A 22,581-nucleotide genomic window follows, 5' to 3' on the forward strand; every position below is an offset into this window, starting at 1 on the left:
CCGGTCGGGTCGCCGACTCCCCGACGCGCACGACGCGGCCCGGTGGACCCCCACGGGGACCACCGGGCCGCGCGACCCGTGACGCGGGTCAGTTCACCACGAAGAGCAGCCGGTTCGGCGAGCCCGAACCCGGGTTCGTCACCTTGCCGGTGGTGGCGTTGCTGGTCAGGTAGCTGGCCACCTGCGCCGGGCTGTAGGACGGGTTGGCCGACAGCACCAGCGCCGCCGCGCCGGCCACGTGCGGCGAGGCCATCGAGGTGCCGCTGATCGTGTTGGTCGCGGTGTCGCTGCTGTTCCACGACGACGTGATCGAGGAGCCCGGGGCGAAGATGTCCACGCACGAGCCGTAGTTGGAGAACGACGACCGCGCGTCGCTGCTGGTGGTCGAGCCCACCGTGATCGCCGAGGCGACCCGGGCCGGCGACGAGTTGCAGGCGTTCGCGCTGGAGTTGCCGGCCGCCAGCGCGTACGTGATGCCGGAGCTGATCGAGTTGGCCACCGCGTTGTCCAGCGAGGTGCTGACGCCGCCGCCGAGGCTCATGTTGGCCACGGCCGGCTTGACCGCGTTCGAGGTGACCCAGTTGACGCCGTTGACCACGCCGGCGGTGGTGCCGCTGCCGGAGCAGTTGAGCACCTTCACCGCGATCAGCCGCACGCCCTTGGCCACGCCGTACGTGCTGCCGCCGACCGTGCCGGCGACGTGCGTACCGTGGCCGTTGCAGTCGGTGTTGTTGCTGTCCACCGTGTTGGTGCCCCAGGTGGCCCGGCCGCCGAACTGGCTGTGGGTGGTCCGGATGCCGGTGTCGATGATGTAGGCGCGCACGTTGGTGGCGGTGTTCGGGTAGGTGTAGGTGCCGTTGAGCGGCAGGTTGCGCTGGTCGATCCGGTCCAGGCCCCAGGTGGCGCCGGTCTGGGTGCCCTGCGCGGTCACCCGACGGTCCTGCTCGACGTACGCGACGGCCGGGTCGGCGGCCAGCCGGCGCGCCTGTCCGGTGCTCATCGTCGCGCTGTAGCCGGTGAGCGCGGCGGTCCACACCGCGCCGACGCTGCCGCCGTAGCGCTTGGCCAGGCCGGCGGCCCGGTCCGGCACGGCGGTGCGGGCGGTACGGCTGTTCGCGGCGCCGACCGCGTCGCCCTTGAGCACGACCAGGTAGCTGCCGCTGACGGCGTCGGCGGCCCCGGCGTACCGGATCTGCCCGGTGGGTGCGGCGAGGGCGGGGGTGGAGGCGGCGGCGGTGAGGGCCGCGGCGGCGGCCGTGACGGCGAGCGCGCGCAGCGCGCGACGCCGAGGAACGGACACGTCGGGCATCGTCTGGCTCCCTACCGGGCGGGCCGGTTCGTGGCCGGCGGGCCGCCCATCGACGGATGTTGACGGGAATGCTAACCACACATCGACATCTATCGAAAGAGATAGTTGCCGGGTAATACCGTCTGCCCGTCGGATCCGGCGGGTGCGCGCCGCGCCCGGCGGCGGCCGAGGCAGGATGACGACGTGGACCGTCACGACATGCTGCTCTCCCCCGCCGGGGTCGACGCGCTGCGCACCGCGCTCACGCTCGCCGACTTCACCGCCAACGGCATCGCCGGGCGACTCGGCTCGCAGGCCACCGGCGGCGTCGCCCGCAACGACAATCGCGCGGCCCTGCGCGCCACCGAGGACCGCGACCGGCTGGGCACCCTGATCCGGGTGTTCATCTGCGACCAGACCGAACCGGAGCCGGTGGTGGCCGCCGCGCTGGCCCCGCTGGGCGTGGACGAGGCGCTCGCCGGGGGCATCGTCGAGCGGCACGGCGACGGCCTGCGCGCCGGCGTCGACCTGGAGCCGTACGGAGACGACTGGTGGGTGCTCGCCGACGTGCCCGCCAGCGCCCGGCCCGGCCGGCCGTTGCACGCCGAGCACGTGCTCGGCATCGGCGGGGCCACCCAGACGCTCATCGGCGCCGCCGTGCGCCGCCCGGTGGAGACCGCGCTGGACCTCGGCACGGGCTCCGGCGTGCAGGCGCTGCACCTGAGCACCCACGCCCGCCGGGTCACCGCCACCGACGTCTCCGAGCGGGCGCTGCGCTTCGCCGCGACCACCGCCGCGCTCAACGGGCAGGACTGGGAGCTGCTCCGCGGGGACCTGGTCGCCCCGGTCGCCGGGCGCCGCTTCGACCTGGTGGTCAGCAACCCGCCGTTCGTGGTCGGCCCGGGCACCACCACGCACGTCTACCGCGACTCCGGCCGGGTCGGCGACGCGATCGGCGCCGAACTGGCCGCCGCCGCGCCGCACCTGCTCACCGACGGCGGCACCATGCAGTACCTGGCGAACTGGGTGCACGTCACCGGCGAGGACTGGGCCGAGCGGGTCACCGGCTGGTTCGCCGGCACCGGGCTGGACGCCTGGGTGATCCAGCGCGAGGTGGCCGACCCGATGGCGTACGTGAACCTGTGGCTCACCGATGTCGGGGAGAGCGCCGACCCGCGCCGGATGGAGGCGTGGCTGGACTGGTTCGACGCGCACAAGGTGGAGGCGATCGGGTTCGGCATCGTGTCGCTGCGCCGCACCGGGCACGACCGGCCGATCATCCGGGTCGAGGACCTGCGCCAGCGGGTGGAGCCGCCGCTCGGCGACCGGATCGGCGAGTGGTTCGACCGGCAGGACTGGCTGCGCGACCGGGACACCGACGGGTTGCTCGCCGCCCGCTACCGGGCCGCCGACGGGCTGCAACTGCGCCAGGAGGCCACCATGGGCGACGACGGCTGGGCGGTGGACCGGCAGGTGCTGGCCATGCCGCGCGGGCTGCGCTGGTCCGAGGAGGTCGACCCGCTGGTGCTGGCCCTGGTCGGCGGCGCGGACGGCCGGCTGCCGCTGCGCGACCAGCTCGCCCTGCTCGCCGCCGCGCACGACGTGACGCCCGACGAACTGGCCGAGGCGGCCGGCCCGATCGTGGCGCACCTGGTCGAGCGCGGCCTGGTCGAGCCGGTGGTCGACTGATGCGCGCGGTGGTGCAGACCGTCGGCCGGGCCTCGGTCACCGTCGACGGCACGGTGGTGGGCGAGATCGCCGACGGGTTGCTGGTGCTGCTCGGGGTGACCCACACGGACACCCCGCAGGTGGCCGCCACCATGGCCCGCAAGCTGCACGAGCTGCGCATCCTGGACGACGAGCGCAGCGCCGCCGACACCGGGGCGCCGCTGCTCGTCGTCAGCCAGTTCACGCTCTACGGCGACGCCCGCAAGGGCCGGCGGCCGAGCTGGACCGCCGCCGCCCCCGCGGACGTCGCGGAGCCCCTCGTGGAGGCCGTGGTCGAGCAGTTGCGGGCCCGCGGCGCGAAGGTGGAGACCGGCCGCTTCCGCACCCACATGCTGGTGGAGAGCGTCAACGTCGGTCCCCGGACCCTCCTGCTGGACCTCTGACCCACCGGCCGGTCAGAAGAACAGGCCGCGCCGCGACAGCGACTGGCGCAGCCAGCCGTCGAGCTGGGCGGCGAAGTCGGTGCGGTCCGCCGTGGCGTGGTCCACGGTGAACCGCCCGAACGCGTCCCGACCCTCGGTGAACAGGCCGCCCCGCTTGTCCATCTCCAGCACCACCTGCATCTGGTGCGGGTCGGTGACGAAGGTGACCTCGAGCTGGTTCATCGCGCCCGCGTACTGCGGCGCCGGATAGAACTCGATCTCCTGGTAGAACGGCAACTGCTGGCGTACGCCGTAGATGTGGCCGCGCTCGACGTCCGCGCGGGCGAAGCGGAAGCCCAGCCGCAGCAACGCCTCCAGCAGCCGCTCCTGGGCCGGCAACGGGTGCACCGCGACCGCGTCCAGGTCGGTGGAGTCGACCGCCCGGGCCACCTCCAGCTCGGTGCGCAGGCCCATGGTCATGCCGTGCAGGTGCTGGCCGTACAGGTCGGTGAGCGGGGTCTCCCACGGCACCTGGAACCGGAACGGCACGTCGTGGCGCTGCCCCGGCTCCAGCCGGAACGCGCCGGTCACCCGGACCTGGCCGAACTCCTGGTTGGTGTCGTACTCCGAGTCGCCGCTCTCCACCTCGACCCGGGTGACCAGGCCGAGCGAGACCCAGCTCACATCCGTCGGGTGGTCGCCGCCGGCCACCTGGATCCGGCCCTCCAGCAGGCCGCCGGGACGGCAGTTCGGGTTGGCCAGCACCGTCTCCACCGACGGACCGCCCACACCCATCGCCTGCATGAGCCGCTTGAAGACCACCTGTTTCACTCCGATCACCTGTGCGGTCCGGCCCGGCCGGCCGGTTCGCTGGCACGGTAACCGGCGACGGCAAGCGACGCCGGAGTTCGGCCCGGATTCGTGTCGGGTCCCCGATCGCCTCACTCCCGTCTCACGCCCCGACCGCCAAGCTGTTTGTCACCGGCCCACCGCGCCGGGCGGCGCGGGGGCCGGTACGGCTCGTAGGACACGGGGAGAGACAGAGATGACCGAGCAGATGATCGAGCACAAGGACATGGACGTCACCCTCACGGACCTGGACGCCACCGACGAGCGCGGCGTCTCCACCGACCTGGTCCGGGCGTACCTGAACGGCATCGGCCGCACCAAGCTGCTCACCGCCGCGCAGGAGGTCGAGCTGAGCCGGCGGATCGAGGCCGGGCTCTTCGCCGAGGAGAAGCTGTCCACCCGCACCCCGGTCTCCGCCGACCTGCGCGCGGACCTGGCGCTGGTCGCGGCCGAGGGCCGCGCCGCCAAGGACCACCTGCTGGAGGCGAACCTGCGGCTCGTGGTGAGCATCGCCAAGCGCTACACCGGGCGGGGCATGGCCTTCCTCGACCTGATCCAGGAGGGCAACCTCGGCCTGATCCGCGCCGTCGAGAAGTTCGACTACACCAAGGGCTTCAAGTTCTCCACGTACGCCACCTGGTGGATCCGCCAGGCCATCACCCGCGCCATGGCCGACCAGGCCCGCACCATCCGCATCCCGGTGCACATGGTCGAGCAGGTCAACCGGATGGTCCGGGTCCGCCGCGAGCTGTCGGTGACGCTGGGCCGTGAGCCCACCGTGAGCGAGGTGGCCACCGCGCTGGAGGTCCCGGAATACCAGGTGATCGAGCTGATCTCCTTCGACCGGGAGCCGGTGAGCCTGGACCAGGCGGTCGGCGAGGACGGCGAGAGCGCGCTCGGTGACTTCGTCGCCGCGGTGGACCCGCGCACCGAGCCCGGCGACGCCGCCGCAAACGGCGAGCTGCGCAACGAGGTACGCATCGTGCTGGCCACGCTCTCCCAGCGGGAGCAGGCGGTGATCCGGCTGCGCTTCGGCCTGGACGACGGCCGGCAGCGCACCCTGGACGAGGTGGGCCGCGAGTTCGGGCTGTCCCGCGAGCGGATCCGCCAGATCGAGAAGGTGACGCTGCTCAAGCTGCGCGACCCGGAGCGGGCGAACCGGCTGGAGGCGTACGCCTGCTGACCCCGACGACCCCACGACCGGCCCCGGCGGTTCGCCGGGGCCGGTCGTGCTTGAAATGCCGGGTCGTCGCCCCCAGGCTGGGGCGGTGAACTGGACCCTGGAAGTGGTGATCGTGCCGGTCTCCGACGTGGACCGGGCGAAGGAGTTCTACGCCGAGCGGGTCGGCTTCGCCGTCGACCACGACACCGATCTGGGCGGGGTGGGGCGGATCGTGCAGCTCACGCCCCGCGGCTCCGGCTGCTCGATCGTCCTGGGTCGGGGCGTGGTGCCGGAGATGCCGCCGGGCTCGCTCAAGGGCCTGCAACTGGTCGTGGCCGACCTGGAGAGAGCACGCGCGGAGCTGGTCGAGCGCGGTGTCGAGGTCAGCGAGATCCAGGTGGTCGGGCGGAACCCGGGCCCGGTGCCGCACCCGCTGGACAACGTCGGCTTCGTGTTCTTCCGCGACCCCGACGGCAACGAGTGGACCGTGCAACAGATCTCCTCGCGGGCCTGAACCTGTTAATAAGGGGCCCCGCCTATACCGAATGCGTTAAGCGGGGGCCCCTCCTTACAACCTCCGGGGGCCCGTGTCGGGGCGCGGCGAAGCCGCGCCGGCACCGACGGTGGCGTGCAGCACCGAGATGCCGTCCGGGCGGGCCAGCACCGGGTTGAGCGTCAGCGACCGCACCCGGGGCTGCTCGTCGGCCAGCCGGCCGACCCGCAGCAGCAGCTCCACCAGCGCCGCCCGGTCCACCGGGGCGGCGCCCCGGTGCCCGTGCAACAACGGCGCGGCGCGCGGCTCGTCGACCAGCTCGGCGGCGTCCCGGTCGGTCAGCGGCACCGCCCGCCAGGCCCGGTCGCCGAGCAGCTCGGTCGCCACGCCGCCCAACCCGAACCCGACCACCGGCCCGAACGCCGGATCCTCCACCAGCTCCACCACGCACGCCACGCCGGGCGCGACCATCGGCTGCACCAGCACCCGCGCCCCGAACACCGGGGCCATCTCGGCGTACGCGCGGCGCAGCGCGTCGGCGTCGGCCAGGTCGAGCCGGACCGCACCCAGGTCGAGGCGGTGCCGCAGCCCCGGGTCGGCCGCCTTGAGCGCCACCGGCCAGCCGAGCCGCTCCCCCGCCGCCACCACCTCGTCGACCGAGCCGGCCGGCGCCGACTCCACCACGTCGATGCCGTACGCGCCGAGCAGCGCGGCGGTCTCCGCCCCGTCCGGCCCCAGCGCGGCCTGCCCGGCCGACCGGTCGACCCGGGCCAGCTCGGGCAGCACGCCCGACGGCCGGCGCAGCCAGTCCGCGTACCGGGTGACCCGGGCCAGCGCCCGCACCGCCTCCTCCACGCTCGGGTACGCCGGCACGCCGGTGGGCACCCGGCCGGCGAGGAACGTCGCCACCACCGGCTTGCCGGTGGCCCGCGCGTCGGGCAGCGCCGCCGCGAAGTCGGCCTCCGGGTCGGTGAGCTGACCGGGCAGCGGCGGGGCGAACACCGCCACCACGGCGTCCACCCGCTCGTCGGCCGCGGCGGCGGCCAGCGCGGCGGCGTACGCGCCGGCGCCGCCGGTCGGCCCGACGTCGTGCGGGTAGCCGTCCGCCACCATCAGGCCCTGCCCGGCGCCGGCGGTCGCGGCCAGCCCGGTCAACGCCGACGAGTTGCCGACCACGGCCACCCGCCGCCCGCCCGGCAACGGCTGGTGGGCCAGCAGCACGCCCACGTCGAGCAACTCGGACACGGTGTCCACCCGGATCACCCCGGACTGGGCGAACAACGCGCTGACCGCGGCGGCGTCCAACGCCGGCGCCTCACCCACGCCGGGCGGCCGGGCCGGCGACGCCAGCGCCACCACCGGCTTGCTCCGGCCGATCCGCCGGGCCAACCGGGCGAACTTGCGCGGGTTGCCGAACGTCTCCAGGTAGAGCGTGATCACGTCGGTGCCCGGGTCGTCCTGCCAATACTGCAGCAGGTCGTTGCCGGACACGTCGGCCCGGTTGCCGGCCGAGACGAAGCTGGACAGGCCGAGCCCGCGCCGGGACGCCTCGGCCAGCAACGCCACCCCGAACGCGCCAGACTGGCTGAACACGCCCACCCGGCCCGCCGCCGGCAGCACCGGGGCGAGCGTCGCGTTGAGGCGTACCGCCGGGTCGGTGTTGGCGACGCCGAGACAGTTCGGGCCGACCACCCGCATACCGGCCAGGTGCGCGGCGCGGACCAGGGCCCGCTGCGCCGCCGCGCCGGCCGGGCCGGACTCGGCGAACCCGGCGGAGACCACCACCAGACCGTGCGCGCCGGCCCGGGCCGCGTCCTGGACCACCTCGGTCACCGCCTCCGGGGCGACCGCCACCACCGCCAGGTCCACGTCGAGGCCGGCGTCGACCGCCGACGGGTACGCCTGCAGCCCGGCCACCGTCGCCGCGCTCGGGTGCACCGGCACGATCGCGCCGCTGAACCCGCCGTCGCGCAGGTGCCCGAGCAGCGCCGCGCCGACGCCCTGACCGGTGGTGCTGGCGCCGTAGACGGCGATACCGCGCGGGGCGAGCAGCCGGGCGATCGACCGCGCCTCGGTGCGGTGCTCCCGGCCGCGCTGCACCTCGAGCGTCGCCTCGGTGGCCGCGATCGGGAACGTCAGGTGCACCACGCCGTCGGCGTACTGGCGCTGGACCTGGTAGCCGAAGTCGGCGAAGACCCGCAGCATCTGCCCGTTGGCCGGGAGCACCTCGGCGACGAAGTGCACGATGCCGTGCCGGCCGGCCGCGTCGGCCAGGTGCTCCAGCAGCACCGACCCGATGCCACGGCCCTGGTAGGCGTCCTCCACCACGAACGCCACCTCGGCCTCCGGCGAGGCGGGGCCGAGCCGCTCGTACCGGCCGACGGCGACGATCCGCTCGCCGGCCAGCACCACGAACGCCTCCCGGTCGCGGTGGTCGACCGTGACGAAACGCTTCAGGTCCCGCTCCGGGATGCGCGGGTACGGCGAGAAGTAGCGCAGGTAGCGGGTCCGCTCGGAGAACCGGGCGTGCATCGCCACGATCGCCGCCGCGTCGTCCGGGCGGATCTGTCGCAACTGGACGGTGGCGCCGTCGCTCAGCAGCACGTCCACCGGTTGCTCGACGGTGGTCACGGGATCAGTCGCGCGGGTCGTGCGGGTCGAGGCCGAGCAGCGGGAAGACCGCCTTGCGGGTGGCCGCGACCGCCCGGTCCACCGCGTTCGGCTCGCCGCTGGGCTGCCACGGCTGGAAGGACGGGTCGACGTCGTCGGTCATCCGCAGTGGGACGTCGTGCCCGGGCCGCCGCCGCGCGGCCAGCTCCCGCCAGCCCGGCGGGGTGAGCGTGGCCGGGTCGACCGGTTCGCCGGTGGCCACCGCGAGCAGGTGCGTCCAGGCCCGGGGCACCACCTCGACGAGCGCGTACCCGCCGCCGCCGGTGGCCACCCAGCGGCCGTCGCACAGCTCGTCGGCGAGCGCCCGCAGCGCCCGGTAGGTGGCCCGCTGCCCGTCCACGGACAGGTGCAGGTCGGCCAGCGGATCGGCCCGGTGCCCGTCCGCCCCGCACTGGGTGACGAGCACCTGCGGCCGGAACGCGCGCAGCACCGACGGCACCACCGCGTGGAACGCCCGCTGCCAGCCAGCGTCACCGACGCCCGGGGGCAGCGGCACGTTGACCGCGGTGCCCTCCGCGCCCGGCCCGCCGGTCTCGTCCGGGAACCCGGTGCCGGGGAAGAGCGCGAGCGGGGTCTCGTGCAGGCTGACCGTGAGCACCCGCGGATCCCGGTAGAAGATCTCCTGCACGCCGTCGCCGTGGTGCACGTCCACGTCCACGTACGCGATCCGCTCCGCGCCGAGGTCGAGCAGGCGGGCGATGGCCACCGCGGGGTCGTTGTAGACGCAGAAGCCGGCGGCCCGGGCCGGCATGGCGTGGTGCAGGCCGCCGGCCACGTTGACCGCCCGCCGGGCCTCGCCCCGCCAGACCGCCTCGGCGGCGGCCACGGTGGCACCGGCGATCAGCGCGCTGGACTCGTGCATCCCGTCGAAGACCGGGTTGTCCGAGGTGCCGAGGCCGAAGCCGGCGAAGAGCGGGTCCCGCGGCGCGGCGCGGACCGCGTCCAGGTAGGCCGGGTCGTGCACCCGGGTCAGCAGCGCGTCGCCGGCCGGTTCGGGCTTGACCAGGCGCACCCCGGGCCGGTCGAGCACGCCCAGCTCGCGGGCGAGCGCCATGGTCAGCTCGACCCGGACCGGGTCGAGGGGATGGTCCCCCATGTCGTAGGCGAGGAGGGCGGGATCCCACACCACCACCGTGTCGTCGGACATGCGGCCATCGTCGCACGCGGGCCGGGGCGCGCCCACCAGCCGCGCGCTCACCGTCCGGCGGCGTCGCCGGTCGCCACCGGGCGGTCCGGGTCGGCCACCCACTCGCTCCACGAGCCGACGTAGAGGGCGGCGTCCGGCCGACCGGCCAGGTGCAACGCCAGCACCGCCTGCGCGGCGGTCACCCCGGAGCCGCAGTACGCCCCGACCGGCGCGTCCGGGTCCACCCCGGCCTCGGCGAAACGCGCCCGCAGCGCCTCGGCGGCGGGGAACCGGCCCTGCGACACGTACGCCGGGGCGGGCAGGTTGACCGCGCCCGGGACGTGCCCGGCGACCGGGTCGACCGGCTCCGTCTCGCCCCGGTAGCGGGGGGCGGCCCGCACGTCGAGCAGCACCCCGGAGTCGGCGGCGGCGAGCCGGGCCGCCCGGGCGGCGTCGAGCACCGGCAGCGCGCCGGGGGTGACCGTCACGTCGCCGGGCGCCGGCTCGGGCACCGTGGCGTCGACCGGCAACCCGGCTGCGGTCCAGGCCGGGAAGCCGCCGTGCAGCACCCGCACCGCCCGGTGCCCCGCCCAGCGCAGCGTCCACCAGGCCCGCGCGGCGGACATCCCGTCGCCGCCGTCGTACACCACCACGGGGTGACCGGAGCGGACCCCGGCGGCCCGCAGCGCGGCCTGCAACGCGGCGGGGTCGGGCAGCGGGTGCCGCCCGGCGGCGCCGGGTGGCCCGCACAGCTCGGTGTCCAGGTCGACGAAGACGGCGCCGGGCAGGTGACCGGCGCTGTGGTCGTCGCGGCCGGGCGGGCCGGCGAGCCGCCAGCGGACGTCGAGCAGCACGGGCGGGTCGGCGCGGTCGAGCTCGGCGGCGAGCCGCTCCGGCTCGACCAGCAGGTCTGCGGTTCCGGACATGCGGACCAGTCAACACCATCCGGGCAGCGACCTCCGGGTTCGCCTGCGACAGGCCGTCGGTCGTTACGGGTAGCATCGGACGCCGGGAGGCCGCTGACGTGAAGCATGACCTGGTCGACACGACCGAGATGTACCTGCGCACCATCCTCGAGCTGGAGGAGGAAGGTGTGCCGCCGCTGCGCGCCCGCATCGCCGAGCGGCTGCGGCAGAGCGGTCCGACCGTCAGCCAGACCGTCGCCCGGATGGAGCGGGACGGCCTGCTCACCGTCGAGGGCGACCGGCACCTGACCCTCACCGCGCTGGGCCGCAACACCGCCGTGTCGGTGATGCGCAAGCACCGGCTGGCCGAGCTGCTGCTGGTCAACGTGATCGGGATGCCCTACGAGGAGGCCCACGAGGAGGCCTGCCGCTGGGAGCACGTGATGAGCGACGCGGTCGAGAAGCGGGTCTACGACCTGCTCAACCGCCCGTCCCGGTCCCCCTACGGCAACCCGATCCCGGGCCTGGAGGAGCTGGGCGACCCGGGCCAGCCGGCGGCCGAGACCGGCGAGGGCGAGCGCAACCTGGCCTTCCCCGGCCTGTCCGGCCCGGTGGTGGTGCGGCGGATCTGCGAGAGCGTGCAGACCGACGCGGACGTGCTCCGCCAGTTGCACGCGGCCGGCGTCGACCCGGGCGCGACCGTCACCGTGGCGCAGGAGCGCGACGGCGTCTCCATCGACCGCTCCGGCGACCGGGTGCGGCTGCCCCGCGAGGTGGCCTCCCGGGTCTTCGTCGCGGCCCGCTGACCCGCGGGCCGGGGCTCAGAGCTGCCGGGTGTCGATCACCTTGGCCAGGGCGACCAGCTTGGCGGTCGCCTTCTCCGCCTCCGCCGCGGCGGTGCCGCGCGGGGTGGCCCAGCGGAGGCTGGCCAGCCGATCCTCACCGGCCAGCCAGCCGACCTCGGCGACCGGGCCGGCCTTCGCGGTCTTCGCCACCGTGCGCCGGTAGGCGACCTTCCCCAACTTGGTGACCTTCGCCGCGCCACGCGGCTGCACGTCGGCGGTGAACGTGGCCGCGTCGATCGACGTGTCGGTCACCGAGAGCGTCAGCTCCGGCAGCGCCGTCGCCTGGGCCCGCACCACGCAGGTGTGCGTGTCGCCCCGGTCGGTGGCGGCGGCCACGTCGAACTCGCCGCCGGTGTGCGCGGCGATCACCGCGAAGTCGAGCAGCCGGCAGGCGCCACCGGAGGAGGCCGCGGCGACCTCGACCGCCGGCGGCGCGGCGGCCGGCACCTCGACCTTCGAGGCGTCCTCGGCGCAGCCGGTGGCGAGCAGGACGGCCGAGACGGCCAGCCAGGTACGGGCGCGCACGGGGAGACCTCCGCGATCGGCGGCGGGCGGGCGGCCCGCCGGAGTTCCGTCGGACACCGTACGGCCCCGCCCGGCCGGGACGGAAGGCCCCTAATCGGCCACGTACGGACAGTGCCGGCAGCCTCGCCCGCAGCAGGTGCCGCGCCGGGCCAGGAACCCGGCGCTGAGCACGAACAGCCCGGTGTCCGGGTCGAGGTAGCCGGCCTCCCCGGCGGCCAGCGCGGCGGCGTGGGCGGCCAGGATCCGCTCCCGCGACGGGTGCGCCGGCGGCAGCCGCGACGGGTGCGGCTCGGTCAGCGGCCGGTCCGCCAGCTCGTCACTCACCGCTGGAGTGTAAGGAGGGGCCCCCGCTTAACGTTTTCCGCATAGGCGGGGCCCCCGCCTAACACCCCTCAGCCGTGGCGCGCGAACGCCTCGGTGATCGCCGTCCGGTCCGCGCCGGCGGCGAGCAGCAGGCGCAGCAGCACCTTCGCCCGGTACGGGCCGAGCAACCCGCCGTCGACCAGCCCGCGCTGCCGCAGGTCCCGCTCCGAGCCGACCGCGCCGTACGTGTCCCGCAGCACCGACCCGGCCCCGGTGCGCGAGGTCAGCACCACCGGAATCCGCCCGGCCAACTCGCCCAGCGCCGGGGCGAACGCGGGCGGCACGTGCCCCACCCCGAACCCGGCCACCACCAGCCCGTCGAGGCCGGCGGCGAGCGCGTCGAGCAGCGTCACGTCGTCATCGAGCGTGACCGTGTGCAGCGCCACCCGGGTGGTGACCAGCCGGTCCCGGTCCACCGCCGGCGCCGGCGCGTGCCGGGGCGGCCGGGTCAGCACCCGTACCCGCCCCTCGATCACGTGCCCGAGCGGCCCGGCGTCGGGCGAGGCGAACGTCGCCGTACTCGTGCTGTGCGTCTTGCGGACGAACCGCGCGGCGTGGATCTCGTCGTTGAGCACGGCGAGCACACCGAGGTCCCGCGCGGCCGGCGCGGCCGCCACCCGGACCGCCGCGAGCAGGTTCGCCGGCCCGTCCGGGCCGGCCAGCGTCGGGTTGCGCATCGCGCCGGTGAAGACCAGCGGCGCCGCGCGCGACCAGACCAGGTCGGCCAGCCACGCGGTCTCCTCCAGCGTGTCGGTGCCCTGGGTGACCACCACGCCGGTCGCCCCGCCGTCGACCGCCGCGGCCGCCGCGTCCACCAGGTCGAGGATCTGCGGGTACGCGAGCGCGGCGCTGGGCACCGCCTCGACGTCGCGCACGTCGAGCGAGACGTCGGCCAGCCCGGGTACGGCGGCGGTGAGGTCGGCGCCGGTGAGCCGGGTGACCACTCCCCCGACGCCCGCGCCGGCCATCGCGATGGTCCCGCCGAGGGTGAACAGGGCGACGCTCATCGGGCCGCCCGCTCGGCGAGCAGGAACGCCTGCGGCTGGCGCTCGGCGCCGACCTCCAGCGCCGGCCGGCCCGGCCCGACGGTCTCGGCGAAAGCGCTCAGCACCGCCCGGTCCAGCGGCGGCTCCACCACGTCCGGCAGCACCCGCGCGTAGTCCTCGGCGACGGTGTCGTAGGCCGTGCGGGTCTCACTCAGCCACCCCGTTCCGGTCACGCCCACGACCCTACCCACCCGCTCCGCCCTCCTCGTCGATCATGAAGTTGACCGGTGCGCGGCCCGGCGTGTCGCGCCGCCAACTTCATGATCGACGAGGAGGCGTGCGGGATGTGGACGGGGGGCGACCGCGAAATCTGCCGGTAGCAGGGCGCTGCTACGGTCCCCGGCGACCGTCCAAGGAGGACAGATGACGAGATCGGCCGCAATGCTCGTGGTCACCGGTGCGCTCCTGGCCACCGCCGGCTGTGCCGCCGACGCGACAGCCCAGCCGGACGAGCTTCGCGACCCCTGTGCGCTGCTCCCGGCCGACCTGCTGACCCGGCTCGCGCCCGGCGCGCAGCCCAGCGCCTCGGCCAACCTCGGCGACCGCAGCGGCACCCGGGAGTGCGCGGTCGACCTGACCAGCGGCACCTCGATGCGTGGGGACCTGGCCGTCACCGTGGCCGTCGACGCCGACGGCATGTACGACCAGACATGGCGGCGGGACCGGTGCTCCCGGATCGCCACCGACCTCACCGGCGAGGGACCGGGTGACAGCTCCTGCGTGGCGGTGACGCCGTGGGACGGCGGTGAGACCAGGTTCGACGGCTATGCCTGGCGGGGCGAGCACTACGAAGTGCGCGTCGCGTACCAGGTGGTCAAGCCGGAGAAGCTGCCGGCCGGCGCGGAGGCCGAACTGCGTAAGGTGCTCGCCTCGGCGGTCGACTCGCTGCCCGAGTAGACCGTCAGCCGAACCAGGTGACCGCCTGCCCGTGGCCCCGGGTCCAGGCCAGCGGCTTGCCGTCGAGCGCGAGCACGTTGTGGAACCCGCCGTCCGGCGGCTCGGGCGTCGCCGCGTGCGGCAGCACGGCCGGGTCCTCGTTGGCGAGCCAGTGGCCGGGCAGCGTGCGTACCAACGCGGTGAAGGCCGCCCGGCGCGCGGACGGCACCTGGTAGAGCACCGAGCTGTGGAACACCACGAGCGTCGCGCCGGCCGGCGCGCGCGCCGCGAGCGCCGGCAGGTCGTCGACCAGATCGCCGCGGACCAGCAGCGGCGGGTCGGCCGCCGCGACCGCCGCCGCAGCCCGCAACCGGTCCCGGCGGTGCCGGTGCTCCGGCCAGACGAGCGCGTCCAGCCAGGCCAGGTCCGCCGGGTCGGTGACGTCGAGCGGGTTCACGTCCAGCCCGGCCCGCCACACCACCTCCGGCCGCCGGTCCGGCGGGGTGGTGCCGGCGAGCGCGCAGTCGAGCACCGGTTCGCCGTCGCCGACCCGCCGGTCGCCGTAGCGGTAGGCGTACCGGTCGGGGTAGAGGCACAGGCCGGCGGACGCGCCGACCTCCAGCAACGCCAGCGGCTGCGGCAGCGCGGCGAGCACCGGCAGCAGCACCGCGCAGCGCCCGGCCTCGTTCGTCTGCGTCGCCCGGACCCGCATCTGCGCCGCGACGTCCGGCCAGTGCGCCAGCACGTGCTCGCGGAACGCCGCCGGGTCGTCCACCGGGCCGCCGCCCAGCCGGACCACGCCGAAGAGCAGGTTCGGCTGGCGCTTGGCCTCGGGGAGGGTGTCGAGCGACGCGAGCAGGTCCGGGTCGCGCGCCACGGCCTCTGCCAACCGGTGGTACGTCGGGGAGACGTCGCGCGCCTCGCGGTCGGCGAACGCCTGATAGATGTCGGCCGTGGTCATCGCCTGAGCATCCCAGCTTCCGGCGCGCCCCGGTCTGTGACCGTGCCCACCCCTGCCGGGTACGCCGCGAGCGCGGCAGGGAGACCCTGCCGCGCTCGCGGGACGTGCGGTGGAACGTGTCAGCTGCAACCGCTGGTGGAGCCGCAGCCCTCGCAGACGTAGCAGCTACCGGCGGGCCGCATCTTGGTGCCGCAGGTGAAGCAGAGCGGCGCGTCGGCGGCCTTGCCGATCACGGCCTCCAGCAGTTCGGTGCTGGAGCCCACCGACGGCGCCGGCTTGACCGCCGCGGCGTCGGCCAGTTCCTGCGCCGGCTGGGCGATCGGGCCGGTCTTCGGCTCGGGCGCCTCGACCGGGGCGGAGGCGGCCATCGCGGTGAGGTCCGCACCGCTCGCCTCCGCCTCCGCCTCGGCCCGGAGCTGGGCGGCCCGCTCCTTGGCGGTGAAGATGCCCAGCTCCGCGCGGCGCTCGTACGGCAGGAAGTCCAGCGCCAGGCGACGGAAGATGTAGTCCATCACCGAGGCGGCCATCCGCACGTCCGGGTCGTCGGTCATGCCGGCCGGCTCGAAGCGCATGTTGGTGAACTTGCTGACGTACGTCTCCAGCGGGACGCCGTACTGGAGACCGATGGAGATGGCCACCGAGAAGGCGTCCATCACGCCGGCCAGGGTCGAGCCCTGCTTCGACATCTTGAGGAAGACCTCGCCGAGGCCGTCGTCCGGGTAGGACGAGGCGGTGAGGTAGCCCTCGGCGCCACCGACCGAGAAGGAGACCGTCTGCGACGGGCGCTTCTTCGGCAGCCGCTTGCGCACCGGGCGGTACTCGACGACCTTCTCCACGACCTTCTCGACCTCGGCCGCCGGGGCCTGCGTCTCGGCGGTGGCCTTGTTCGGCTTGGCGACCGAGAGCGGCTGGCCCACCTTGCAGTTGTCCCGGTAGATCGCCAGCGCCTTCAGGCCGAGCTTCCAGCCCTCGAAGTAGATCTTCTCGACGTCGGCGACGGTGGCCTGCTCCGGCATGTTGACGGTCTTGGAGATGGCGCCGGAGATGAACGGCTGGACGGCCGCCATCATCCGCACGTGGCCCATCGGCGCGATGGACCGCTCGCCCATGGCGCAGTCGAAGACCGGGTAGTGCTCCGGCTTCAGGCCGGGGGCGTCCACCACGTGCCCGTGGTCGGCGATGTGCTCGACGATCGCCTCGACCTGCTCCTCGGGGTAGCCGAGGCTGCGCAGCGCGCGCGGCACGGTCTGGTTGACGATCTGCATCGAGCCGCCGCCGACCAGCTTCTTGAACTTGACCAGCGCCAGGTCCGGCTCGACGCCGGTGGTGTCGCAGTCCATCATCAGGCCGATGGTGCCGGTCGGGGCGAGCACGCTGGCCTGCGAGTTGCGCCAACCGTTCTTGTCGCCCAGCTTGTTGCCGAGCGTCCACTGCTTGGTGGCCTCGCGCTGCACGGCGGTGGCCACGGTGCCGGTCGGCCGGATGCTGTCGTTGGCGGCGGCGTGCTTGCGCATGACCCGCTTGTGCGGCTCCGCGTTGCGGGCGTAGCCGTCGTACGCGCCGACGATGCCGGCCAGCTCGGCGGAACGGCGGTAGGCGGTGCCGGTCATCAGCGAGGTGATCGCCGCGGACACCTCCCGCCCCTGCTCCGAGTCGTACGGCAGGCCGGTGGCCATCAGCAGCGCGCCCAGGTTGGCGTACCCGATGCCGAGCTGCCGGTAGGCGCGGGTGGTCTCGCCGATCTTCTCGGTCGGGAAGTCGGCGAAGCAGATCGAGATGTCCATCGCGGTGATGACGAACTCGACCGACCGGACGAACTTCTCCACCTCGAAGCCACCGTCGGCGCGGAGGAACTTCATCAGGTTCAGCGAGGCCAGGTTGCACGAGGAGTTGTCCAGGTGCAGGTATTCCGAGCACGGGTTCGACGCGGTGATCCGCCCGGTCTCCGGGCAGGTGTGCCAGTCGTTGATCGTGTCGTCGTACTGCAGGCCCGGGTCGGCGCACTCCCAGGCGGCCTGGGAGATGGTGCGGAACAGGTTCTTCGCGTCGATCGTCTCGATGGTCTGCCCGTCGAGCCGGCCACGCAGGTCGAAGCCGCCGCCGTTCTCCACCGCGGTCATGAACTCGTCGGAGACGCGGACCGAGTTGTTGGCGTTCTGGTACTGCACGCTGACGATGTCGGCGCCGCCCAGGTCCATGTCGAAGCCGGCGTCCCGCAGCGCGCGGATCTTGTCCTCCTCGCGCGCCTTGGTCGCCACGAACTCCTCGATGTCCGGGTGGTCCACGTCGAGGATGACCATCTTGGCCGCCCGCCGGGTGGCGCCACCGGACTTGATGGTGCCGGCGGAGGCGTCCGCGCCGCGCATGAAGCTGACCGGACCGGAGGCGGTGCCGCCGGAGGAGAGCAGTTCCTTGGAGGACCGGATGCGGGAGAGGTTGACTCCGGCGCCCGAGCCGCCCTGGAAGATCCGCCCCTCCTCCTTGTACCAGTCGAGGATGGAGTCCATCGAGTCGTCGACGGACAGGATGAAGCACGCGCTGACCTGCTGCGGCGACGGCGTGCCGACGTTGAACCAGACCGGCGAGTTGAAGCTGAACACCTGGTGCAGCAGCATCCAGGTCAGCTCGTGCGCGAACACCTCGGCGTCGGCCGGGGAGGCGAAGTAGCCGTACTCCTCGCCGGCGGTGCGGTAGGTGTCGACCACCCGGTCGATGAGCTGCTTGAGCGACCACTCGCGCTCCGGGGTCCCCACCGCGCCCCGGAAGTACTTCGTGGTCACGATGTTGGCCGCGTTGACCGACCAGGACTCGGGGAACTCCACCCCGCGCTGCTCGAAGTTGATCGAGCCGTCCCGCCAGTTCGTCATCACGACGTCGCGGCGCTCCCAGGCGACCTCGTCGTAGGGATGCACCCCCTCGGTCGTCCAGACGCGCTCGATCTTCAGCCCCGCCCCGGCCTTGTTCCGTGACTTGCTGGTCGTCACGCCCTCGCCCCCCTCGTCGGCGCGGTCACCCACCGCGCCTGGTCACACTGTCGGAAATCAGAAAATGTCAGCTGATCGCGCCGGCGGCGTCCGCCGCGCCGGCACCGGCGCCCTCACGGGCACGCGCGGCGGTCCGCAGCGTCTCGATCTCCCGCTCGAAGTCGGCGAGCGAGTCGAACGACCGGTAGACGCTGGCGAACCGCAGATAGGCCACTTCGTCGAGGTCACGCAGCGGGCCGAGGATCGCCAGCCCCACGTCGTGGCTGGGGATCTCGGCCGCCCCCTTGGCGCGTACGGTCTCCTCGACCTTCTGTGCCAGCAGCGCGATCGAGTCGTCGTCGACCGGCCGGCCCTGGCACGCCTTGCGCACCCCACCGATGATCTTGGTGCGGCTGAACGGCTCGGTCACCCCGCTGCGCTTGACCACCGCGAGCACCGCCTCCTCGACGGTGGTGAACCGCTTGCCGCACTCCGGGCAGGAACGTCGCCGCCGGATGAGCTGGCCGTCGTCGGCCTCCCGCGAGTCGACCACCCGGGAGTCGGCGTGCCGGCAGTACGGACACCGCATCGCCCGACCTCCTTCATCGACCACGGGCACCACCACCGACTCCCGGGCACGGTTCGACACGGCGGAGCCATCCTTCGATGACCGTCGCCGAGCCGGTGGTGCGGGAGTGCGTTCGGTAGTTGAACCCAACCTGTAGGCAACTTACGCCCATGTGACTACTACATCTAGGGGTTGACCGTATGCCGTCCCCCAAGCGAGGTCAAGTTCGTCGGCGTGTCCGGCGCGTCATCAGAATCACGTCCGCGACGACCTCGCCGAGGAGCCCAACGCCGGGGCGCCGCGTCCGGTCACGGGCGGCCGGGATGGAACATTCGTTCGAGCGGGACGTACCATTTATCAGAACACCTGTTCGGAAATCCAGGATTTCGGCGCGACACGCCGACACGACCTCGTACAGATGTTTGAAAATGGCCGATCTCACCTATACGGTCAGACCACACGCACCACGAGCCGACGAGGCACCCAGCGCCGACCAGGGAGGACGGACGTGACCGAGGACCGGGCCAGCCGGCAGAAGAACCCGCAGCCGATCGACGGGGCGGGTCCGCCGGCGTCCCGTCGCCCCCGCGCCGCGCGCAGCCGGGCCGCTCAGCCCGCGGTGCGCCCGGTCACGCCGGTGGTCAGCAGCTTCCCCGACCCGGCGACGGTCGACCTCACCGCCCGGCAGCGCCGGATCCTGGAGTTCATCCGCACCTGGGTGGAGCGCCACGGCTACCCGCCGAGCGTGCGCGAGATCGGCGAGGCCGTCGGCCTGGTCTCCCCGTCCAGCGTCGCCTACCAGCTCAAGGAGCTGGAGAAGAAGGGCTTCCTGCGCCGCGACCCGAACCGGCCGCGGGCGGTCGACGTCCGCTCCCCCGGCGACATCGACGACGAGGCCGCCCGCGCGCAGCGACCCGCCCCGGCCTACGTGCCGATGCTGGGCCGGATCGCCGCCGGTGGGCCCATCCTCGCCGAGCAGGCCGTGGAGGACATCTTCCCCCTCCCCCGCGAGCTGGTCGGTGAGGGCGAGGTCTTCATGCTCCAGGTCAAGGGCGACTCGATGCTCGACGCGGCGATCTGCGACGGCGACTGGGTGGTGGTGCGCCAGCAACCCAACGCCGAGGTCGGCGACATCGTGGCCGCCATGCTCGACGGCGAGGCGACCGTGAAGACCTACCGGCGTCGCGACGGGCACGTCTGGCTGATGCCGCAGAACCCGGCCTTCGACCCGATCCCCGGCGACGACGCCACCATCATGGGCCGCGTGGTCGCGGTGCTGCGCCGGATCTGACCGCTGACGAACGGAGGAGGGGGCGACCGGCGGTCGCCCCCTCCTCCGTGTCGACTCAGTAGCGGTCGCCCCGCGGCTCGCGGCCACCGGACACCGGCCCGTAGTGGCCGGGGTCGTCGTCGCGGCGAGGGCCGCGCGGATCCCGCGAGTCGCGACGCGGCGGCTCGGCCCGGCCGCCGTCGCCCCGCCGGCCACCGCCGCCCGGCTGCCCGCGGTAGCCGGCACTGCCCGGCGCGCCGCCCCGGCCACCGCCCGGACGCGCGCCACCCTGGCCGCCACCGCCACCGTAGACACCGCCCGGGCCGGGCCGGTCCGCGCCACCGCCGCCGTAGACGCCGCCACCCTGGGGTCCGCCCCCGGCCGGCGGGCGACCACCCTGCGGCCGGCCACCACCCTGCGGGCGACCGCCCTGGGCGCCGCCGCCACTCGGAGGCCGGCCGCCGCCCGGCTGGCCACCCTGGGGCGCGCCGCCGTAGACCGCGCCGCCGGCGGGCCGTCCGCCGCCGTAGACGCCGCCGCCCGAGGGCCGCTCGCCGTTGGCGGAGCCGCCGTAGACACCCCCGCCCTGACCGCCGCCGCCGTAGACCCCGCCGCGCGGCGGGGCGTCGGGCCGGTTGCCGGGCGGGAAGCCGCCGTTCACCGGGAACTCGCCGCTGCGCTCCGGCCCGTCGGCCGGCTCGACGGGCGCCGGCTTGCGCCGGGCCCGCAGGATGCCGAACACCCCGGCGCCGACCAGGAGCGCGCCGATCACCCCGACCGCGGCGATCAGGTACGTGATCTCGTCGAGCGAGAGCCCTTCCAGCCAGGACTTCTTGGCCGCCGCCTTGGTCACGTTCTTGCCACCGTTAGGCAACGCCTCGACGCCCGTGGTCGCCGGCGTATAGCCGAGGATGTCGATCGGGTCGGCCGCATCGAGAGTGCCCCCGTCGGAGACGGTGACGAACGACTTTCCATCGGGGGTGTAGGAGATCGCTTCGCCGAACGGGTCGGCCAGTGGGGTAACACGGGGCTTGCCAGTGGTCAGAGCGGTGGCGATGTCACCGCCGGTCACGTCGAACTCGAAAGCGTCCGCATAGGTGCGCAGGGTTACCTTGCTGCCGTCGGGCGAGCGGGCCGCCCCGGTCACCGCCACTCGACCACTAGCCTTGAGTGGATTGTCCGTCGTGGTCCTCGGCAGCGAGACCTGACCGACCAGTTTCATCTTCACCGGCTCGGTATCACCACTCCGCAACTTCTCCGCGGGCGTGAATATCTCCGCCGGCCCGGTGGGAACCTTGGTGATAATCAGCGGCATGTTGTTGTCGTCGATCAACAACGCTTCCGCATCACGCGGCTTGTCGTCGGGATAGGCGAGACGGTGCAACACCAACTGCTTGGAACCGTCGATCCGGGCCGACCACACCGCAACTCGCTCCCGGCGTTTCGTGCTGGTGATATTGTCGCCGGTATCGGCGACCCACAACGTCTTCCGGTCGGGACCGAGCGCCAGATCCTCGGTATCCAACGGCCCGTCGCCTGAGTAGCGCAACTCCTTTAAGACCTTGCACTTCTCATTCAGATAGAAGACCCGCTCCAGGCTGTCGTCGTCCGACCCGTCGTTGATGACCACGTAGCCAGTGGACGTCGCCACCAGACCGGACAGCTCCCGCAGCCGCCTGTCGTCAACGGTGCACTTCTTCTTCGGAGCTGCAGCAAGCACCGGGGCCGCAGACGCCGCCGGAGCGGCCCAGACCGGCACGACAAGCGCTCCCAGCGCGAGCGTGACCGGGAAGACAACGTGGCGCATGACGCACAGTGTCGCATGCCCCCTGGCGGGGGGTTGCACGGCAGGGCCCTAAGCCCAGAATGTTAGTCATTCGGTACAGGTCAGACTTTGCGGACGAAACGCTCGGAGTAAGCACCCCGTCATTGACATGCGTCCACACAACAAATAAGAATCATCACGGGACGTATCACCACGGGGATTGGAGCTTAAATGCACTCCAGGAAAAAGCTGCTCGCTGCTGCCCTCACCACCACGGTCGGCATCATCGGATTCGCCGCACCAGCCCACGCCAATACGAGCCAGGGTTTTGTGGCAGGCTCGGGAGCCGTCACCGACGATTTCGGTGACGAGGGAACGGTTTCCAAAAGCTCACACACGCGCAGTGGAGCGACGGGCCTCTGGCAATACATCCTCTGGGCCGACGGAGCCAAGGAGAGCGACGGCTCCACCTTCGACGCCAGCGACATCGACTGCGACTTCGGCCCGAATACAGAGTATGCAACGAAGGACTGGCAGCGGCGCTACGGCCTGGGTGCCGACGGTGTCGTCGGAACCGGGACCTTCGGTCGCGCGGACAACAAGCTTGCGCAGGTGGGCGATCTCGGCGAGGGTCAGATCAGGGTCCGATACAACGGATCTGTGCATACCTTCGACATGATTCGTAACGGTTACAACAGCGGCCTCAACTCCTACGGCTACTTCTCGGCCGGAAGCTATGCCTTCTACCGGTACAGCAGCGCCCCCGGCGACTGCGTCTGACGCACCGAACTCCTGTGGTGCTTCCCATCTGCCGGG

The 22,581-nt window shown here is 73.4% G+C and carries 21 protein-coding genes; 8 read left to right on the forward strand and 13 right to left on the reverse strand.

The features are described from left to right. Positions 1–88: 88 nt before the first annotated feature. Complete coding sequence (locus tag H1D33_RS16245; protein ID WP_181572329.1) at positions 89–1,309, reverse strand: S8 family peptidase; 1,221 nt, start codon at positions 1,307–1,309, stop codon at positions 89–91. 183 nt (positions 1,310–1,492) lie between these two features. Between H1D33_RS16245 and H1D33_RS16250 the strand changes: the two genes are divergently transcribed. Beyond that, positions 1,493–2,977: a DUF7782 domain-containing protein gene (locus H1D33_RS16250; RefSeq protein WP_181572328.1), complete on the forward strand. Its 1,485-nt coding sequence runs from the start codon at positions 1,493–1,495 to the stop codon at positions 2,975–2,977. Next, positions 2,977–3,399 (forward strand): D-aminoacyl-tRNA deacylase, encoded by a 423-nt coding sequence (gene dtd, locus H1D33_RS16255; RefSeq protein ID WP_181572327.1) that lies wholly within the window; start codon positions 2,977–2,979, stop codon positions 3,397–3,399. Before H1D33_RS16250 ends, dtd begins: the two co-directional genes overlap by 1 nt. Before the next feature lie 12 nt (positions 3,400–3,411). On the opposite strand, the gene H1D33_RS16260 is transcribed toward dtd, so the two are convergent. Continuing rightward, positions 3,412–4,200, reverse strand: coding sequence for a sporulation protein (locus tag H1D33_RS16260; RefSeq protein ID WP_181572712.1), 789 nt, complete (start codon positions 4,198–4,200; stop codon positions 3,412–3,414). 223 nt (positions 4,201–4,423) lie between these two features. Here H1D33_RS16260 and sigB point away from each other — a divergent pair, with 223 nt between their 5' ends. Continuing rightward, positions 4,424–5,410, forward strand: coding sequence for an RNA polymerase sigma factor SigB (gene sigB / locus H1D33_RS16265; RefSeq protein WP_181572326.1), 987 nt, complete (start codon positions 4,424–4,426; stop codon positions 5,408–5,410). 85 nt (positions 5,411–5,495) lie between these two features. Next, on the forward strand, positions 5,496–5,903 hold the full coding sequence (locus H1D33_RS16270; RefSeq protein ID WP_181572325.1) for a VOC family protein: 408 nt from the start codon (positions 5,496–5,498) through the stop codon (positions 5,901–5,903). 54 nt (positions 5,904–5,957) lie between these two features. Here H1D33_RS16270 and H1D33_RS16275 read toward each other — a convergent pair whose 3' ends face one another. From H1D33_RS16275 to H1D33_RS16285, 3 genes are read right to left on the reverse strand one after another with little or no spacing between them, the layout of a single operon-like run. Next, positions 5,958–8,513: a bifunctional acetate--CoA ligase family protein/GNAT family N-acetyltransferase gene (locus H1D33_RS16275; protein ID WP_181572324.1), complete on the reverse strand. Its 2,556-nt coding sequence runs from the start codon at positions 8,511–8,513 to the stop codon at positions 5,958–5,960. Between the two features lie 4 nt (positions 8,514–8,517). Continuing rightward, positions 8,518–9,699: an acetoin utilization protein AcuC gene (locus H1D33_RS16280; protein ID WP_181572323.1), complete on the reverse strand. Its 1,182-nt coding sequence runs from the start codon at positions 9,697–9,699 to the stop codon at positions 8,518–8,520. A gap of 47 nt (positions 9,700–9,746) precedes the next feature. Further along, positions 9,747–10,604 carry a sulfurtransferase gene (locus tag H1D33_RS16285; RefSeq protein WP_181572322.1) on the reverse strand — a complete coding sequence of 286 codons (858 nt, stop codon included), beginning with the start codon at positions 10,602–10,604 and terminating at the stop codon, positions 9,747–9,749. Positions 10,605–10,702: 98 nt separating this feature from the next. Here H1D33_RS16285 and H1D33_RS16290 point away from each other — a divergent pair, with 98 nt between their 5' ends. Then, complete coding sequence (locus tag H1D33_RS16290) at positions 10,703–11,389, forward strand: iron-dependent transcriptional repressor DtxR (protein WP_181572321.1); 687 nt, start codon at positions 10,703–10,705, stop codon at positions 11,387–11,389. A 15-nt stretch (positions 11,390–11,404) separates the two neighbouring features. On the opposite strand, the gene H1D33_RS16295 is transcribed toward H1D33_RS16290, so the two are convergent. The 4 genes from H1D33_RS16295 to H1D33_RS16310 all read right to left on the reverse strand — a co-directional run bounded on the left by H1D33_RS16295 (position 11,405) and on the right by H1D33_RS16310 (position 13,535). After that, positions 11,405–11,953, reverse strand: a complete 549-nt coding sequence (locus H1D33_RS16295) for a hypothetical protein (RefSeq protein WP_181572320.1) — start codon at positions 11,951–11,953, stop codon at positions 11,405–11,407. A 90-nt stretch (positions 11,954–12,043) separates the two neighbouring features. Next, positions 12,044–12,277, reverse strand: coding sequence for a DUF5522 domain-containing protein (locus tag H1D33_RS16300; RefSeq protein WP_246412069.1), 234 nt, complete (start codon positions 12,275–12,277; stop codon positions 12,044–12,046). 68 nt (positions 12,278–12,345) lie between these two features. Next, on the reverse strand, positions 12,346–13,323 hold the full coding sequence (locus H1D33_RS16305) for an asparaginase (RefSeq protein ID WP_181572319.1): 978 nt from the start codon (positions 13,321–13,323) through the stop codon (positions 12,346–12,348). After that, positions 13,320–13,535 carry a hypothetical protein gene (locus tag H1D33_RS16310; protein WP_246412067.1) on the reverse strand — a complete coding sequence of 72 codons (216 nt, stop codon included), beginning with the start codon at positions 13,533–13,535 and terminating at the stop codon, positions 13,320–13,322. Before H1D33_RS16310 ends, H1D33_RS16305 begins: the two co-directional genes overlap by 4 nt. Positions 13,536–13,725: 190 nt before the next feature. Here H1D33_RS16310 and H1D33_RS16315 point away from each other — a divergent pair, with 190 nt between their 5' ends. Beyond that, on the forward strand, positions 13,726–14,259 hold the full coding sequence (locus H1D33_RS16315) for a hypothetical protein (RefSeq protein ID WP_181572318.1): 534 nt from the start codon (positions 13,726–13,728) through the stop codon (positions 14,257–14,259). Positions 14,260–14,263: 4 nt separating this feature from the next. Here the strand turns inward: H1D33_RS16315 and H1D33_RS16320 are convergent, their stop codons facing one another. From H1D33_RS16320 to nrdR, 3 genes are all read right to left on the reverse strand, one after another. Continuing rightward, on the reverse strand, positions 14,264–15,199 hold the full coding sequence (locus H1D33_RS16320) for a DUF2332 domain-containing protein (RefSeq protein WP_181572317.1): 936 nt from the start codon (positions 15,197–15,199) through the stop codon (positions 14,264–14,266). 119 nt (positions 15,200–15,318) lie between these two features. Next, positions 15,319–18,216 carry a vitamin B12-dependent ribonucleotide reductase gene (locus tag H1D33_RS16325; RefSeq protein ID WP_181572316.1) on the reverse strand — a complete coding sequence of 966 codons (2,898 nt, stop codon included), beginning with the start codon at positions 18,214–18,216 and terminating at the stop codon, positions 15,319–15,321. Between the two features lie 34 nt (positions 18,217–18,250). Beyond that, complete coding sequence (gene nrdR, locus H1D33_RS16330) at positions 18,251–18,751, reverse strand: transcriptional regulator NrdR (protein WP_181572710.1); 501 nt, start codon at positions 18,749–18,751, stop codon at positions 18,251–18,253. A gap of 487 nt (positions 18,752–19,238) precedes the next feature. On the opposite strand from nrdR, the gene lexA reads away from it, so the two are divergent. Continuing rightward, a complete protein-coding gene (gene lexA / locus H1D33_RS16335; protein WP_181572315.1) occupies positions 19,239–20,021 on the forward strand; it encodes a transcriptional repressor LexA in 783 nt (260 codons plus the stop codon). 55 nt (positions 20,022–20,076) lie between these two features. Here the strand turns inward: lexA and H1D33_RS16340 are convergent, their stop codons facing one another. Then, positions 20,077–21,807 (reverse strand): hypothetical protein, encoded by a 1,731-nt coding sequence (locus H1D33_RS16340; protein ID WP_181572314.1) that lies wholly within the window; start codon positions 21,805–21,807, stop codon positions 20,077–20,079. A 189-nt stretch (positions 21,808–21,996) separates the two neighbouring features. Between H1D33_RS16340 and H1D33_RS16345 the strand changes: the two genes are divergently transcribed. After that, positions 21,997–22,545 (forward strand): peptidoglycan-binding domain-containing protein, encoded by a 549-nt coding sequence (locus H1D33_RS16345; RefSeq protein ID WP_181572313.1) that lies wholly within the window; start codon positions 21,997–21,999, stop codon positions 22,543–22,545. Positions 22,546–22,581 lie beyond the last annotated feature (36 nt).

This window comes from Micromonospora ferruginea (assembly GCF_013694245.2).
Taxonomy (GTDB): domain Bacteria; phylum Actinomycetota; class Actinomycetes; order Mycobacteriales; family Micromonosporaceae; genus Micromonospora; species Micromonospora robiginosa.